Below are 14906 nucleotides of genomic sequence, written 5' to 3' on the forward strand. Positions count from 1 at the left end.
ACTATTTATTAATAGATAGAATTAATTTTTCCCACTTCTCTAAAATAGCGTTTAAACCATATTTCGATATAGATTTTGGACCATTATTCGCTATTTTAAATCTGAAATCAAAATCGTTAACTAATAATTCCAAACCTTCTTGCATAGCCTTACTATCCTGATCAGGAATTAATAATCCATTCTCATAATTTTGAATTAATTCACTAGGACCTGAATTACAATCATAAGAAATACATGCCATTCCATTAGATAGCGCTTCCATTAGCCCCATAGGTAAACCTTCAAATTTCGAGGGTAGGGCAAAAATTTGGGAATCTTGCATAATCTTATCTATGGATTTTACGAAGCCTAAAAATTTAACTTGTTGCTGTATTTCTAAATCGGCAGTAATCTTTTGTAATACTTTTAATCCCTTTTCTCCATCACCTGCAAATACTAAGTTCCATTCTTTGTTTTTTTTAAGTATAGGGGCTAAAATGTGTAAGATTTGATCAAAACCTTTATTTTGATACCTATTTAAAGAACCAACTACTAATATATTTTTTTTTCTTTCTTCGAAAGGTTTAATTTCAATAGGAATTATCAATGGGTTAGGCATAACTTGGACATTTGCCTTAAAACTCTCGTAATATGGTTTGTCAAACTTTGTAAGTACCGTAGTTACATCAGCAAATCTATAGAAATACTTTCTAATGATGTCTTTTTTTCTGGTAGAAGGGGCTGTATGATTTGTATGTTCGGAAATTATTAATTTAATGGAATATATTTTACCTACAATTATTGCTGTTAAGTTGTTTGATGGTAAAAATGAAATTAAAATGTCTGGTCGTTTTTTTTTTTGTTTGTAATAGGTGAAAAGATTTTTGATTGAGCGTATTGTTTGATTTTTATCGTTACCACCATGTAGTTTTACACGATTAATATTTGTGGATAGTTCGTAATCCTGTCCTTCATGAAAAGTAATTAATTCTACTTCATGATTATTAACAAGACCATTCGCTATTGTTGACATGACGCGTTCTGCACCACCACCAATAAGAGAAGGTATTACGAAATGTATTTTCATTTTGAAATTATAATTTAAAACTGCGAATATAGACCCTACTTTAGAAATATTCCTATAGTATTTGTTTAAACGCATTTTATGGCGACAAAATTATATAATGTGATATATTAATCTTACTACTATTTAGTAATTAAAAACAGCTATAGTGTGTTTATGATTTATAATTAATATTTTCGTTATTTATTTATATAAAATGTTGAAAAATTTACTTCCTGTTTTTAATTTAATTGAAGAGGAAATTTATAAATACAAATTTACTGTATTTGTACCTGTATATAATGCAGCGGAAACCATTAGCTTAGTTTTTGATTCTTTAAATGCTCAAACCTTTAAGGATTTCGAAGTTATTATTATTAATGATGGATCTACTGATAATTCTCATGAAGTTATAAATAGTAAATTACCAGATTTAAGTTTTGACCATACTTATATTAATAATATTGTTAATGTAAACAAATTTGGTATATTATTCGAAGCAGTTGAAAAAGCTAAAGGTGAGTTTTTTATAATTCATGATTCTGATGACCAATGTACATCAAATGCTTTGGAAACATTTTTACGGCAGTATAATTCAATTCCCAACGAATTAAAAGACAAGATAAGTGGTGTTACATGTAAATGTAAGAATCAATTTGGAGAGGAAATAGGTGCGAAACTACCAGAAAATCCTTTGTTTAGTAATACTTTTGAAAGTTCAATCAAATATGGTTTGTCTTTTGAGAAGTGGGGATTGGTAAAGACTAGGTTACTAAAAAGTATAAAAATCGATAAATTTATTGTAGGAAAAGGAATGATTCCAGAAAGCTTTATTTGGATGATTTTTGCGAAAAACAATTACCTAACTAAATACTGTTCTGATGTAATCAGAATTTATTTTGTTGATAATCAGAATAGCTTGTCTACATTGAAGTATGATAAAAAAGCTCTAGGAATGAGTTTGTATGCTATAATGTTTATGAATTATTTTTATGAGGATTATATATTTACTTATCCAAAACACTTTATAAAAAGACTTGTATCCCTTTTAATGGCGAGTAAATATTTAGATTATACTTTTAATGATTATTCTCGAAGTATAGATTCTATATTATTAAAAATTTTGTTCACAATACTTTGGCCTTTTAAATCTTTCTTATAAAAAAATAGCCTTGTTAATAATTAAATTAACAAGGCTAAAGAATTCCTTTTACTGAAATAAACTATTAACTTATTCTGAATCTACTTGATTCATATATTCTTCAATATTTTCATAACCATCACCATCAAAGTCACCTCTGTAACTTTGGTTCAAATTTCCAAATGTTTTTATTTCCCATGCATCGGCCATGCCATCTTTATCTGAATCATAAGAGTTTGGTCTCGTATTTGAAGGTATATTTGGTAAAACCCACTCACTAACTTGATGCCATTTTTTATCAAGTCTAGTTTGAACTGCATTTAAAAAGTATTCGTCTAAAGGGTCTAAAAAGGTTTGTGCATTACCGCTGTTATCTAAATATTTATTAGCTCCAACATTTCTATTGATAATTTTACTATTGTAGGCTTCCTCAGCAGATGCGGGTATCAATTGATTAGGTATGTTTGGGTGTGCATGTTTGTTATTTGTAAAGAATGAATCAGCCAGAGGTATTGTTCTATCATAAAAATCAGTCCAGATTTTTTTATTTTCATTATTAACATTACTTCTTAAAGGGTTTGTCCAACCTTCGTAAAAATTTCCAGTTGTGTAAATTATCGGATATACTTTTTCGGTTACACCAACATCTTGATATGCATGCGTTTTGTATGATGTTGAATTAGTTGGTATTCCATGCCAGTTGTTAATGTGGTTTAAATTTAATTGGTAATAAGTATTTATCATTTTTGAGCCCACTTCATAAACAACGTTATTAATTATTTCCGATTGACCATTCCAACTAACATTTGGAGTTCGATTCGATCCTATGAAAACATTTCCATTTATAGATATGTAATCAATTTTATCTTCAGGATTATTATCTTTATTTGGATTAACTCCCATTGCCATGTTTGTATGGCTATCAGCAACAATATTATCTTGAAATGTTAAATTATAAACAGTATTACCTTCAGCGGCTACTAATGCATCAACATAACCACCCATTGCTTTATCGTAAGAAAAAGATGCACTACTATTAGAAACAATTATATCGTTTCCGCCATAAAATAAAAAAGCCCAAGTAAATGAATCATCATCTGCAATACCATCAATATTACCTTTAGCCCCATTCTTATCATAAATAGGCCTACTACGCAAGAATCTAAATATTAAATTTTGATTGTCCCCATATCTACCATTAAGTCGAAAGGACCCCCCGGTTAAGGTAATTCCACCTTGAGGTGCCGATTGTCCAAAAATTGTTTTGTTGTTAACACCGCCCATACCATCATAGCCAAATTGATTTTGAGTTCCGCCTACGCCTAGTTGAATGTTTCCTGAAATATTAAATACAATGTAACCAACATTTTCATTTTGCATTGCAGGAAATAAACCGCCTTCGTAATATTCGTCATTACCGTTCTCAGCTGGATAATATGTTAAAGTTTTATTTCTATCTAAAGTATTTATGATTGCTAATGCTTTACCTCTACCACCGGTAGCATTTGAACCACCGCCATAGGCACTCGGAAATGCTTTTACTGGCCCGTTATCACTAACAGATACAGTAACTGTTGCTTGTTCTTCAGTTACTTCACCAGTTTCTTCATTAACCACTTCTGCTGTATAGGTAAAGGTATCTTCCTCTGGTGTAGTTTCTTCAGTTGGAGCTGTTTCGTCAGTTGGGGTTGTTTCTTCTGCTGGAGTTGTTTCTTCTGCTGGAGTTGTTTCTTCTGGTGTATTTTCCTCAGGAGTTGTTTCCTCTGGGCTGGTGTCATCTCCCACCTTATATGTTAACGTATTGTCATCATTAATAGTGACAACACCGTTAATTGGATTGGAGGTCTCAATAATGGTAACAGTACTATTAGAACTCAAATTATCATTATTTAAAACATCCATTAAAATTGTTGTTTGACCTTCGTTCATAAAGAAAGTATCATTAATTAATAATGAAATTTCTAATTGAGAGTCATCTGTTTTAATAACGTATTCAGATAATAAATCGGCATCTTTACTGCAGGAAAAAAGAAAAAATGATGCAAGAATTGACAGGGTCACTTTGGAGGATAAACGAATGAACTTTGACATAAGTAGGTAAATTGCTTTTGAATTAAAATAATTACTATTTGGGTTACAATAATAATCTAATAAGTTATTGTGTCGATGAAATAACTGTTATTTTCGATGAACTGCATAATTTGTTTTGGGGCAACGGTTGTTCAACGCTGAAATTCATATTTTATTTTTTAAAATTATGATTTTCGATTAAAGGCATTTTCGATTTTTAAATTTTAGATAATTATTTATAACCCTTTGGTTACGTGGTTTCTTAGTTGTTTGGATGTTTTTAATCGATGAACTACACTTCTTTTTTAAAATACTCGACCAAATACAACATTTGTTAACATCTTACTAGGAATTTGAAGAGTAATATTAATTCGTTAGATAATTTTTTTAACGCTAAAAGAGAGATGCTTGGGCGTTAAACGCTGTTCGCTTGACACCTTGTTTTACGCTAAACGCTGTTTGCTGTACGCATGGCGCTTTTCGCAATTCAATTGATAATGTATTCCTTAACAATGGATGCTGTTCTTTAATTGCTACCCCTTAGTCCTTTATAATACCTGGCAGAATTTGTAATGTATAGGAGGAGAAATCTATAAATTATGTCAAAAAAAAAGCTTGTATAAATATTTCTATCCATACAAGCCTTTCAATTTTTAATATACGGCGATTATAATCTTGCGTCTACATCTTTCTTAAGTATACCTTTTACATCGTATAAGACACCTTCTGGCTTTAGTAAACTCTTTAGTTCCATTTCTAAAAACTCTTTATGTGCTACCGTTAAAACAATAGCATCGAATTTTTCTGTCGGTAATTCTTTTACGACATCCATTTTATATTCATGCGCAACTTGTTTTGCAGATGCCCAAGGATCAAAAATAGTAACATTGGTACCGTAAGATATTAGATTGCTGATAACATCTACCGCCTTAGTATTTCTAACATCGGGGCAGTTTTCTTTAAAAGTGATCCCTAATACCAGAATTTTACTACCTTTTATTTTAATATCTCTCTGAACCATTAATTTTATAACCTCTGAAGAAACGTATTTGCCCATGGTATCGTTCATACGTCTACCGGCTAATATAATTTCTGGATGGTACCCAAATTCTTGTGCTTTCTGAGCTAAATAATAAGGATCAACACCAATACAGTGCCCACCGACTAAACCAGGCTTAAAAGGTAGGAAGTTCCATTTGGTTCCCGCAGCTTCTAATACATCATGGGTATCGATACCCATAAGATTAAATATTTTAGCTAATTCATTTACAAAAGCAATATTAATATCACGTTGCGAATTTTCGATTACTTTCGCAGCTTCAGCAACTTTAATAGTTGGGGCTAAATGTGTGCCTGCAGTAATTACAGATGCGTATAGTGCATCCACTTTTTTCCCAATTTCAGGTGTAGAACCTGAAGTGACTTTAAGAATTTTTTCTACTGTATGTTCTTTATCTCCCGGATTAATACGTTCTGGAGAGTAGCCAGCAAAGAAATCTGTATTATATACTAAACCACTTTCTTTTTCTAAAACCGGAATACATTCATCTTCAGTTACCCCAGGATATACCGTTGATTCATAAATAACCGTGTCACCTTTCTTTAATACTTTACTTACCGTTTCAGAGGCTTTGTATAATGGTGTTAAAATTGGTCTGTTGGTACTGTCTACAGGGGTAGGTACGGTAACGATATAATAATTACAATCAGCAATATCAGCTAACTGATTGGTACAGAATAAGCCAGTTTCCATTTTAGGACCATCTTTTTGTACAGCCTGTAAGATATCATCTTCAACTTCAAGTGTACTATCATGACCCTTGCTAAGTTCATCAATACGTTCTGTATTAATATCGAAACCTATAACAGGATATTTAGTTGCAAATAATCTAGCAAGTGGTAAGCCTACATAGCCTAAACCAATAATAGCAATTTTAATGTCTTTCATAATCTTAATACTACGGTTATTTTTACTAACCTTAAATTTATCAGAACGGTTGCGATAAGCAACCATTGTTTATATTTTAACTCCTAACTCCTAACTCCTAACTCCTAACTCCTAACTCCTGAAAAATCTTATTTCAAATTCTCCCAATACCATTTGACCGCTTCTTTAAGTCCGGTTTTAATATCAAACTGAGGATCGTAATGTAATAATTCTTTTGCTTTATCAACAGATGCCAAAGAATGAGGTACATCGCCGGCTCTTGTAGGGCCGTATATATTTTTCACTTCTTTTATTTTTGGGTCATATTCCCCTAAATATTCTTTTAATAGTTCTGTTAGTTCATTTAAATCGGTCCGTTCACCATAGGCTGTGTTATATACGGTATTCATCGCGTTTTGGTTGTCTGAAACTATGGCGCGAACATTCATTTGAATTACATTATCGATATAGGTGAAATCTCTTGAAAAAGAACCATCACCATTAATAACGGGAGATTCATAATTCATGAGCTGCATTACAAATTTTGGGATTACGGCAGCATAAGCGCCGTTGGGATCTTGTTTTCTACCAAAAACATTAAAGTAGCGTAAGCCAATCGTTTCTATTCCATATGTTTTACTGAATACGTCTGCATATAATTCATTCACGTATTTTGTAATCGCATAGGGGGAAAGCGGTTTGCCTATAATATCTTCTACTTTAGGCATATTAGTTGAATCGCCGTACGTAGAGGAACTTGCGGCATAAATAAAACGTTTTACCTTGGCATCACGTGCAGCTACCAGCATATTTAAAAACCCAGATACATTAACATCGTTACTGGTGATAGGGTCATTGATTGACCGTGGTACCGAGCCTAAGGCGGCTTGATGTAATATATAATCTACACCTTCACATGCCTTTTGGCAATCGCTTAAATTTCTAATATCTCCTTCAATCAAGGTAAATTTTGGATGGTCTGTTAAAGGAGCCACATTTTCGCGCTTTCCAGTAGCAAAATTATCTAAGCAGGTAACCTGATTACCATTTTGTAGTAAGGCGTTACAAAGGTTAGAACCAATAAAACCGGCACCACCTGTAACAAGTATATGAAAATTAGAATTAAGATTGTATAAACTCATGTAGTTAAGTTATAATAGTAAAGTTGTAAATAAGAACTCTGTAATTAGGGCCTTAGTATTTTAAATGTTATTTAATTTAACATTTTTAGAAAGATTATTTATTTGCAATTAATTTGACCTTAATGGAATCTGTAAAAATTTTTGCTCCTTTGTCTGACAGATGGGTATTATCTCGCCAGTTTTCTAAGGCCCTATTATTTTGAAATAGGTCAGTGTAATTCCAATAAGTTATTTTCTTTTTATTTAAAAATAGACTTAGAGCATTATCATCTTTTTTACAATCGTCTTTGTAAATGGGGGCTGTAAAAATGATTAAGCGTTTATTGTTTTTTCTACAAAATGTGTCAATATCATTTATATACTTTTCATAAATAGAATTTAGCTGATAGTCATTAGGGCAGGTAATATCTATTTTTTGATTACTAATCTTTTTAAAAATTTCTTTTTGTTGCTCAGTCACTTTTATAGGGTCAAAACCTTTATAATTTGTTACGTCATTTTTTGGAAAAAAGTAATTTTTTAATAAACCCAACGTCGATCCATTAAAATTTATGGTCCAAAAAAACTTTTTCAAAAAAGTGATTTTGTTAAGTTGGTCAAATTCTCTTTTTATAATTTTATTTTGATTGTATAGTTTGGATAAAGCTTTGATATCATCACCATTATATAACGTATCGTAAGCATAGCCAGGGGATAGATGAAGTAAAACAGTCTGCTCTTTGTTTTCTGGTAAAGTCATTAATAATGTTGCAGCTGAAGCAATTTTTGCACCGTCCATCCCGATATTAAATGATTTATCCGATAATTGCGCATTATCGATATGATGATTAGCCCTAGAGCTGCCAAAAACAATTAAATCTAATTCATCTTTTTCTTTTAAAAATTGATTCACCTTGCCACCACTTTGTCCGGTAAAAACATTTTTGTTTAATTCTTCTAAGCCGAAATAGGCAATTTTATCAAAAACGTAAACCATTACCACTAAAAGTAGTGACAGCTTGAGAACATATTTTAGGTTGTTTTTTTTCATGTTAAAATTGAAAATATATAAAATTGTTTGAAGTGGAGTAGAAGAGATTTGTTAAAACAATTAATACGCTGCAAATGATAGCAATTTTCAAAGGTTTGAAATTCTTGCCGAAATTCTCTAATGCTATATTTTTTTTAAATAAATAATAATCAAAAGCGATGCCTATGGTTAGCACAAATAATGAATTAACCATAACATTAATATCACCGATAAAGGGAATACCACCTTTAAAAATCAAAATCTTATGAATAGCAGTAATAGCGCTATTTAATGTAGTGGCTCTAAAAAATACCCATGCCAGTAGTACAATAAAGAATGTGATGGGATAGCCTAAAAAAGCGAATCTATTTAAAAAGCTAAAGCGTGAATTAGATTTTATATATTTCTCAATGCTCAACACTAAACCATGAATACCACCCCAAATGATAAAATTCCAAGAGCTACCGTGCCATAGGCCACCAAGTAACATAGTGATCATCAAATTACGGTAGGTGATTTTAATTCCTTTTCTGTTGCCGCCTAATGAAATGTATAAATAATCTCTTAACCAAAATGACAATGAAATATGCCATTTTCGCCAGAATTCGGTTAATGATTTAGAGAAATAAGGTAAGTTGAAATTTTGATGAAATTTAAATCCCATAACCTTTGCTGTGCCTATTGCTATATCTGAATACCCCGAAAAATCAAAATAAATTTGAAAAGCATAGAAAAAGGTGGCTAATAATACGGTACTAGAATTATAAAGACTAGGGTCTGCATATATGGTGTCAACATATGTTGCAAGGGTATCGGCAATAACAATTTTTCTAAATAAACCAATAAAGATTTGTATTATACCCTCATTGAAATATTCTTTATTGAAAGTTCTTTTTTTCTCTATTTGTGGTAAAAGATTAGAGGCTCGTTCAATTGGCCCTGCCACAAGTTGTGGGAAGAAGGCGATATAGGTAAAAAAAGATAAAATGCTTTTTGTTGGTTCAAAACTTCTTCTATAAATATCAATGGTATAACTCAATGTCTGAAAAGTGTAAAAACTTATACCTACTGGTAATATTATATTTAGCGTTAAATCATTCGGTTGCCAACCTAAAGTAGAAACAGCTTGGCTAAAAGATTCGGCAAAGAAGTTATAATATTTAAAAATAGATAGAAAGCCTAAATTCGCTGTCAAACTGACTATTAGCCAAAACTTTCGTTGCTTTTCTGTTTTTGCTTTATATATGGATAAGCCAGCAACATAGTCAATAATTGAACTAATAATTATTAAAGAAAGAAAACGCCAGTCCCACCAAGCATAAAAAATATAACTAGCACCTAACAGCATTAAGTTTTGTAATGTTAACTTATCACTTAAAAACCAATATAGTATAAACACAATTGGAAAAAATATTAAAAATTCGATGGAGTTAAATAGCATAAAAAACTATTAAATGAAAGGATTAAAAATTTGCTTTGGAAATGTTATTGGTAATTTAACTTTGAATAGTTAGAACTATATCTTTTATTGATTATTGATTTTAGTTTTTTATTTATTAATAATCCAAATTCTTGAGAACCCGCAAGGTTAAAGTGGGTGGCGTCATAGAATAAGTCAGTATTTTTTTGAAGGGAATATCCGTCAATGAAAAATATGTTTAAGCTTTCACATGCAATTTTCATTTCATTATTGAAATTTTGATATTTTTCATCTATAGAGATACTATTTTTAATTTGTGAGATATCTATTCCGTTGTTGTTAATATAATTACCATAAGGTGTAGGTGCAGAAATGAAAATTGGAATTGAATTATTCATCTTAACAATTTTGTTAATTTCATTTAATTTTTCCTTTATCTTAGTATTAAGTTTTCTTGGAATATTCGTTTGTTTATTAGAAATTTTCTGCTCTGTTTCCCAATTTATTTTTCGATGACCTATATTGGAGTTTTCTTTACTTCTAATAAATGGTATTATAACTGATTTAAACAGATTAATTTCTTTTACAAATTTTTTGAGATTTGGTGTAGAGTCTTCTGTATCAATCAGGTCATTATTGTTAAACGGGTCAAAAAGAATGATAGTGTATGCTGGGTTTATAAATTTAGTATTTTCTATTTGAGTTGTAAGATTTTTGATTTTTAATCCATCGACTCCACAATTATTATACCATAAATTGAGATCCTGAATTGCAAATGTAGTCCACTTATAACTGTTAGGAACATAAAATGATTGAGTAGTACTTGAACCTAAAAATATTATTTTTTTTCTAGTTATTGTATCTGTAAAATTTTCACCTAAATAATTGATGTTGTTGTATTTAACCTTAATTATTTGTGGTAATTCGGGTATGAAGTTATTTTGGAATTGTTCGGTAATATTTGACCGTTTATTTGCTAAAGGATTATATAATTCAAAAGAGAGCAATAGTAGAGAAAAAGTAAATAATATAAATAAACCAACTTTCTTAATTAGTTTTAATTTAGAACTGGAAGTATATAAAGCTTGCTTTGTCATTAAGTAGGTATTTATAAATTATAATAATAGCTATAATTAAATATGAGGAATATCGAATAATGTGTTTATCTTTTAAAAAGGAGTAAATATCTCTTTCATCATTTCTGATTAACCATTCGATTATAATAAACCCCGCTATAGTTAAATTTAAATTCAAAAAAGAAAAAGAGCCAAGTTCACCTTCATTGCTACCGAAATCGAAGGAAAACATTTTTTTTAAATAGTAAAATGCTACATTAATAGTTGGCGATCTAAAAAATATCCACGCAATAGTAACAAAAAAATAATTCGTTAGTATTTGATAAATTTCTTTTAAAGAAGGTAAGTGTCTATTTTCTGCAACAACAGCACTTACATAGTTTCTGTTCGTTTTGAAAAGAAAGGATGGTAAGTATAGCATAGCATGTATCAAACCCCAAAATATAAAAGTCCAATTAGCTCCATGCCAAAATCCACTGACAAGAAATATAATGAATATATTTCTTATTGATTTAAATTTTGAAAATTTTGACCCTCCTATTGGGAAATACAAGTAATCTCTAAACCATGTGGAGAGAGAGATGTGCCATCTTCGCCAAAACTCTCCAATATTTCTGGAGAAATATGGAGTCTTAAAATTTGACATCAGCTCAAAACCTAATACTTTAGAGGTTCCAATGGCTATGTCTGAATATCCGCTAAAATCACAATAAATTTGAAATGAAAAATAGATAGCACCTAGCAGAAGAGTAGTACTGTTTAGTGTACTATAATTTTCGAAAATTTGATTCACGGTTGGAGCTAAAGAATCTGCTATTACCACCTTTTTAAACATGCCCCAAAGAATTAATCTTAATCCTTGCCTAGCTTGGTCATAATCATATTTTCTTTCTCTTAAAATTTGTGGTAGTAAATTGCTTGCTCTTTCTATTGGACCAGCTACAAGTTGAGGGAAAAATGAAACAAATGATGCAAACGAAATAAAGTTTTTAGTCGGGGTTAAACTTTTTCTATATATGTCTATAGTGTAAGACATGGTTTGAAATGTATAAAAAGAAATGCCTACTGGTAGTATAATTTTAATGGTCCAACTATTTTGAAGCGAATAACCAAAAAATGTAAAAAATTCGACAAACGATTCAACAAAGAATGAGTAGTATTTGAAAAAACCTAAAACGGAAAGATTAAATATAACACTAATCCATAAAAAAAGTTTCCTGTGAATTTTTGAATTACTCTTGTGTATTTTAATACCAATAAAATAATCTACTATGGTGGATAAAAGAATTAATCCTAAAAATCTGTAATCCCACCACCCGTAAAAAACATACGAACTTACTAAAATTAATATATTTTGAGATTTTATGTTTTTATTGAAAACAAACCAATAAAGTATAAATATTATTGGAAAAAAAATAGCAAACTCTAAGGAGTTAAATAGCATAGACTACTTAGTTTATATTTGGAAATCTAGGTTTTTTTGGGTTTTTTAAAAATAGTATTCTTTATACCATGTAATAAACTTGTCAACTCCTTCTTGTATAGGCGTATTTGGGCGATAGTCATAATCAGCTATTAAGTCATCTACATTTGCCCAGGTTTTTTCAACATCGCCAGGTTGCATAGGGTACATGTCTTTTTTAGCTACGGTATCTAAACTCTCTTCTATAGCGGTAATAAAATCCATCAACTTCACAGATTTACTATTGCCAATATTGTAAATTTTAAAAGAACCTTTTTTCTCTAATTGCTCGGTAACCGGTTTTTGAATAATACGCACAACACCTTCTGTAATGTCATCGATATAGGTGAAGTCGCGCTCCAATTTCCCGTTATTAAATACTTTTATGGGCTTGTCATTTACAATGGCATCGGTAAATAAGAACATGGCCATATCTGGTCTGCCCCAGGGTCCATACACTGTAAAGAAACGTAGCCCCGTAGTTTTGAATCCGTATAAATGACTATACGAATGTGCCATAAGTTCATTGCTCTTTTTAGTAGCAGCATATAAACTTACAGGGTGGTCAACAGCATCGGTGGTTTCGAAAGGTATTTTTTCGTTTAAACCATATACACTTGAGCTACTGGCATATACCAAATGTTTAATCTTGTAATTACGGCAGCATTCTAAAATATTTAAAAAACCAACTACATTACTATCGACGTATGCTTCGGGGTTTTCTAAACTATAACGAACACCTGCCTGCGCAGCTAAATTACAAACTACATCAAAATGCTGTGCTTGAAATAACTTCGGTAGATTTTCGCGATCTTCTAAAGCTAATCGAATAAAAGAAAATGAATTGGAAGTAGCACTTTTTGTAAGTACATTAAATTCTTCTGCATTTTTTCTAGCCATGCCAAGTTCGTTTAACCTGGCATATTTAAGATTGATATCGTAATAGTCATTGATGTTATCTAAGCCAACAACTTCATGACCTTTTTCTACTAAACTTTTAGAAACAAAGAAGCCAATAAAACCGGCAGCACCGGTTACTAAAATTTTCATGATTGCCCTATTTTGTAATAATTAAAGCCAATACCTTTCATAGTGTCCGTATCTAACAAACGTCTACCGTCAAACACAAATGCAGGTTTAAGCATTTGCTGATGAATTTTTTCCCAGTCATAGGTTTTAAATTCATCCCATTCGGTTAAAATTGCAATGGCATGTGCATCTTTCGTCACTTCAATAGGATCGTTGGTTACCTTCAATAATCTTCTATTTTCTTCTGGTGATCTTGTATTTAAGTAATCTAAATCGGCATAAATGCGTTCTTCAGAAACTTTTGGATCATATACGATGATTTCGGCACGTTCTTCTAATAAAGCATCTGCAACTGCAATGGCGGCAGATTCGCGCGTGTCATTCGTATCTTTCTTAAATGCCCAGCCATATATAACAATCTTTTTACCTGAAATGGTATTATAAAGGTTAGCTATAATGTTTTCGGCAAAGCGACTTTTTTGATAATCATTGGCAATAATTACCTGCTCCCAATAATCGGCAACTTCATTTAAGCCATAAGACCTTGCGATATAGACTAAGTTTAAGATGTCTTTCTGAAAACAAGACCCTCCAAAACCAACCGATGCATTTAAAAATTTAGATCCTATTCTACTATCAAAACCAATGGCTCTAGAAATTTCTTGAATATTGGCATCTGTTTTTTCGCAAAGTGCCGATATGGTATTAATAGACGATACACGTTGTGCCAAAAAGGCATTGGCAACTAGTTTTGATAACTCTGAAGACCACACATTCGTTTGTAATATGCGTTCTTTCGGCAACCAATGTTCGTATACAGCACTTAGTGCGTCTTTAGCAGCTTGACCACTTGGCGTATCATTACCACCAATTAATACACGGTCTGCATGAATTAAATCTTCAATAGCCGTACCTTCCGCTAAAAACTCTGGATTAGATAAAATTTCAAACTTAACAGCGTTGCCGGTATTATCTAAAATATTTTGAATTGCCTGAGCGGTTCTAACAGGAAGTGTCGATTTTTCAACAACAATTTTGTCATCTTTAGCTACTTTGGCAATATTACGGGCACAAAGTTCTATGAATTTTAAATCTGCTGCTTGCCCTTTCCCTTTACCATAGGTTTTGGTAGGGGTGTTTACAGAGATAAATATCATTTGAGCTTCATCGATAGCTTTATCAACTTCGGTAGAGAAAAATAAATTCTTACCGCGTCTTTCGCCAACGATTTCTTTTAATCCTGGTTCATATATAGGAAGTTGATCTAAATCGGTAGTATTCCACTGATCAATACGGTCTTTATTAATGTCTACAACTGTTACTTGTATTTCTGGACATTGTTTAGCAATAACAGACATGGTTGGGCCGCCAACGTAACCAGCACCTATACAACAAATTTTAGTAATTTTTTTCATTAATGGTTTAATAGGGATTAAAAAATGCAAAGATTAAAAAATAACGCTCGATTAGAAAATATATTTTAGATGAAGTCGTTATTTACTGGGTTCAAAAGCTTGTAGATACGATAAATGACGTATGCCATTTCCTTTAACCGATAATTTACACGAATTAAACGAATTATACTATG

11 protein-coding genes are annotated in these 14906 nt (G+C 31.3%); 1 reads left to right on the top strand and 10 read right to left on the bottom strand.

The genetic code is table 11. The features are described 5' to 3' along the window. Position 1 precedes the first annotated feature (1 nt). Positions 2 to 1066: a glycosyltransferase family 4 protein gene (locus ACEN2N_RS15760; RefSeq protein ID WP_441825214.1), complete on the bottom strand. Its 1065-nt coding sequence runs from the start codon at positions 1064 to 1066 to the stop codon at positions 2 to 4. A gap of 193 nt (positions 1067 to 1259) precedes the next feature. Between ACEN2N_RS15760 and ACEN2N_RS15765 the strand changes: the two genes are divergently transcribed. Further along, entirely contained in the window at positions 1260 to 2204 is a 945-nt protein-coding gene (locus ACEN2N_RS15765) for a glycosyltransferase family 2 protein (RefSeq protein WP_441825215.1), read from the top strand. 69 nt (positions 2205 to 2273) lie between these two features. Here ACEN2N_RS15765 and ACEN2N_RS15770 read toward each other — a convergent pair whose 3' ends face one another. The 9 genes from ACEN2N_RS15770 to ACEN2N_RS15810 form a co-directional block, all read right to left on the bottom strand. Next, positions 2274 to 4274 (bottom strand): hypothetical protein, encoded by a 2001-nt coding sequence (locus tag ACEN2N_RS15770; protein WP_441825216.1) that lies wholly within the window; start codon positions 4272 to 4274, stop codon positions 2274 to 2276. Positions 4275 to 4920: 646 nt separating this feature from the next. Then, positions 4921 to 6201 (bottom strand): nucleotide sugar dehydrogenase, encoded by a 1281-nt coding sequence (locus tag ACEN2N_RS15775; RefSeq protein ID WP_441825217.1) that lies wholly within the window; start codon positions 6199 to 6201, stop codon positions 4921 to 4923. A gap of 128 nt (positions 6202 to 6329) precedes the next feature. Next, a complete protein-coding gene (locus ACEN2N_RS15780; protein ID WP_441825218.1) occupies positions 6330 to 7322 on the bottom strand; it encodes an SDR family oxidoreductase in 993 nt (330 codons plus the stop codon). A gap of 94 nt (positions 7323 to 7416) precedes the next feature. Beyond that, a complete protein-coding gene (locus tag ACEN2N_RS15785) occupies positions 7417 to 8214 on the bottom strand; it encodes a hypothetical protein (protein WP_441825219.1) in 798 nt (265 codons plus the stop codon). A gap of 139 nt (positions 8215 to 8353) precedes the next feature. Further along, positions 8354 to 9730 carry an MBOAT family O-acyltransferase gene (locus ACEN2N_RS15790; RefSeq protein WP_441825220.1) on the bottom strand — a complete coding sequence of 459 codons (1377 nt, stop codon included), beginning with the start codon at positions 9728 to 9730 and terminating at the stop codon, positions 8354 to 8356. Positions 9731 to 9816: 86 nt separating this feature from the next. Then, positions 9817 to 10848: a hypothetical protein gene (locus ACEN2N_RS15795; RefSeq protein WP_441825221.1), complete on the bottom strand. Its 1032-nt coding sequence runs from the start codon at positions 10846 to 10848 to the stop codon at positions 9817 to 9819. Beyond that, entirely contained in the window at positions 10814 to 12271 is a 1458-nt protein-coding gene (locus tag ACEN2N_RS15800) for an MBOAT family O-acyltransferase (protein ID WP_441825222.1), read from the bottom strand. The genes ACEN2N_RS15795 and ACEN2N_RS15800 overlap by 35 nt, the downstream gene beginning before the upstream one ends. A 45-nt stretch (positions 12272 to 12316) precedes the next feature. Beyond that, entirely contained in the window at positions 12317 to 13339 is a 1023-nt protein-coding gene (locus tag ACEN2N_RS15805; protein ID WP_441825223.1) for an NAD-dependent epimerase, read from the bottom strand. Next, entirely contained in the window at positions 13336 to 14733 is a 1398-nt protein-coding gene (locus ACEN2N_RS15810) for a nucleotide sugar dehydrogenase (RefSeq protein WP_441825224.1), read from the bottom strand. Before ACEN2N_RS15810 ends, ACEN2N_RS15805 begins: the two co-directional genes overlap by 4 nt. Positions 14734 to 14906: the final 173 nt, after the last annotated feature.

It is taken from the genome of Maribacter spongiicola (assembly GCF_052119685.1).
Taxonomy (GTDB): domain Bacteria; phylum Bacteroidota; class Bacteroidia; order Flavobacteriales; family Flavobacteriaceae; genus Maribacter; species Maribacter spongiicola_A.

Excerpts from the sequence above, each read along its gene's own strand:
- ACEN2N_RS15760 (WP_441825214.1), bottom strand. The coding sequence starts at position 1,066 with ATGAAAATACATTTCGTAATACCTTCTCTTATTGGTGGTGGTGCAGAA.
- ACEN2N_RS15765 (WP_441825215.1), top strand. The coding sequence starts at position 1,260 with ATGTTGAAAAATTTACTTCCTGTTTTTAATTTAATTGAAGAGGAAATT.
- ACEN2N_RS15770 (WP_441825216.1), bottom strand. The coding sequence starts at position 4,274 with ATGTCAAAGTTCATTCGTTTATCCTCCAAAGTGACCCTGTCAATTCTT.
- ACEN2N_RS15775 (WP_441825217.1), bottom strand. The coding sequence starts at position 6,201 with ATGAAAGACATTAAAATTGCTATTATTGGTTTAGGCTATGTAGGCTTA.
- ACEN2N_RS15780 (WP_441825218.1), bottom strand. The coding sequence starts at position 7,322 with ATGAGTTTATACAATCTTAATTCTAATTTTCATATACTTGTTACAGGT.
- ACEN2N_RS15795 (WP_441825221.1), bottom strand. The coding sequence starts at position 10,848 with ATGACAAAGCAAGCTTTATATACTTCCAGTTCTAAATTAAAACTAATT.
- ACEN2N_RS15800 (WP_441825222.1), bottom strand. The coding sequence starts at position 12,271 with ATGCTATTTAACTCCTTAGAGTTTGCTATTTTTTTTCCAATAATATTT.
- ACEN2N_RS15805 (WP_441825223.1), bottom strand. The coding sequence starts at position 13,339 with ATGAAAATTTTAGTAACCGGTGCTGCCGGTTTTATTGGCTTCTTTGTT.
- ACEN2N_RS15810 (WP_441825224.1), bottom strand. The coding sequence starts at position 14,733 with ATGAAAAAAATTACTAAAATTTGTTGTATAGGTGCTGGTTACGTTGGC.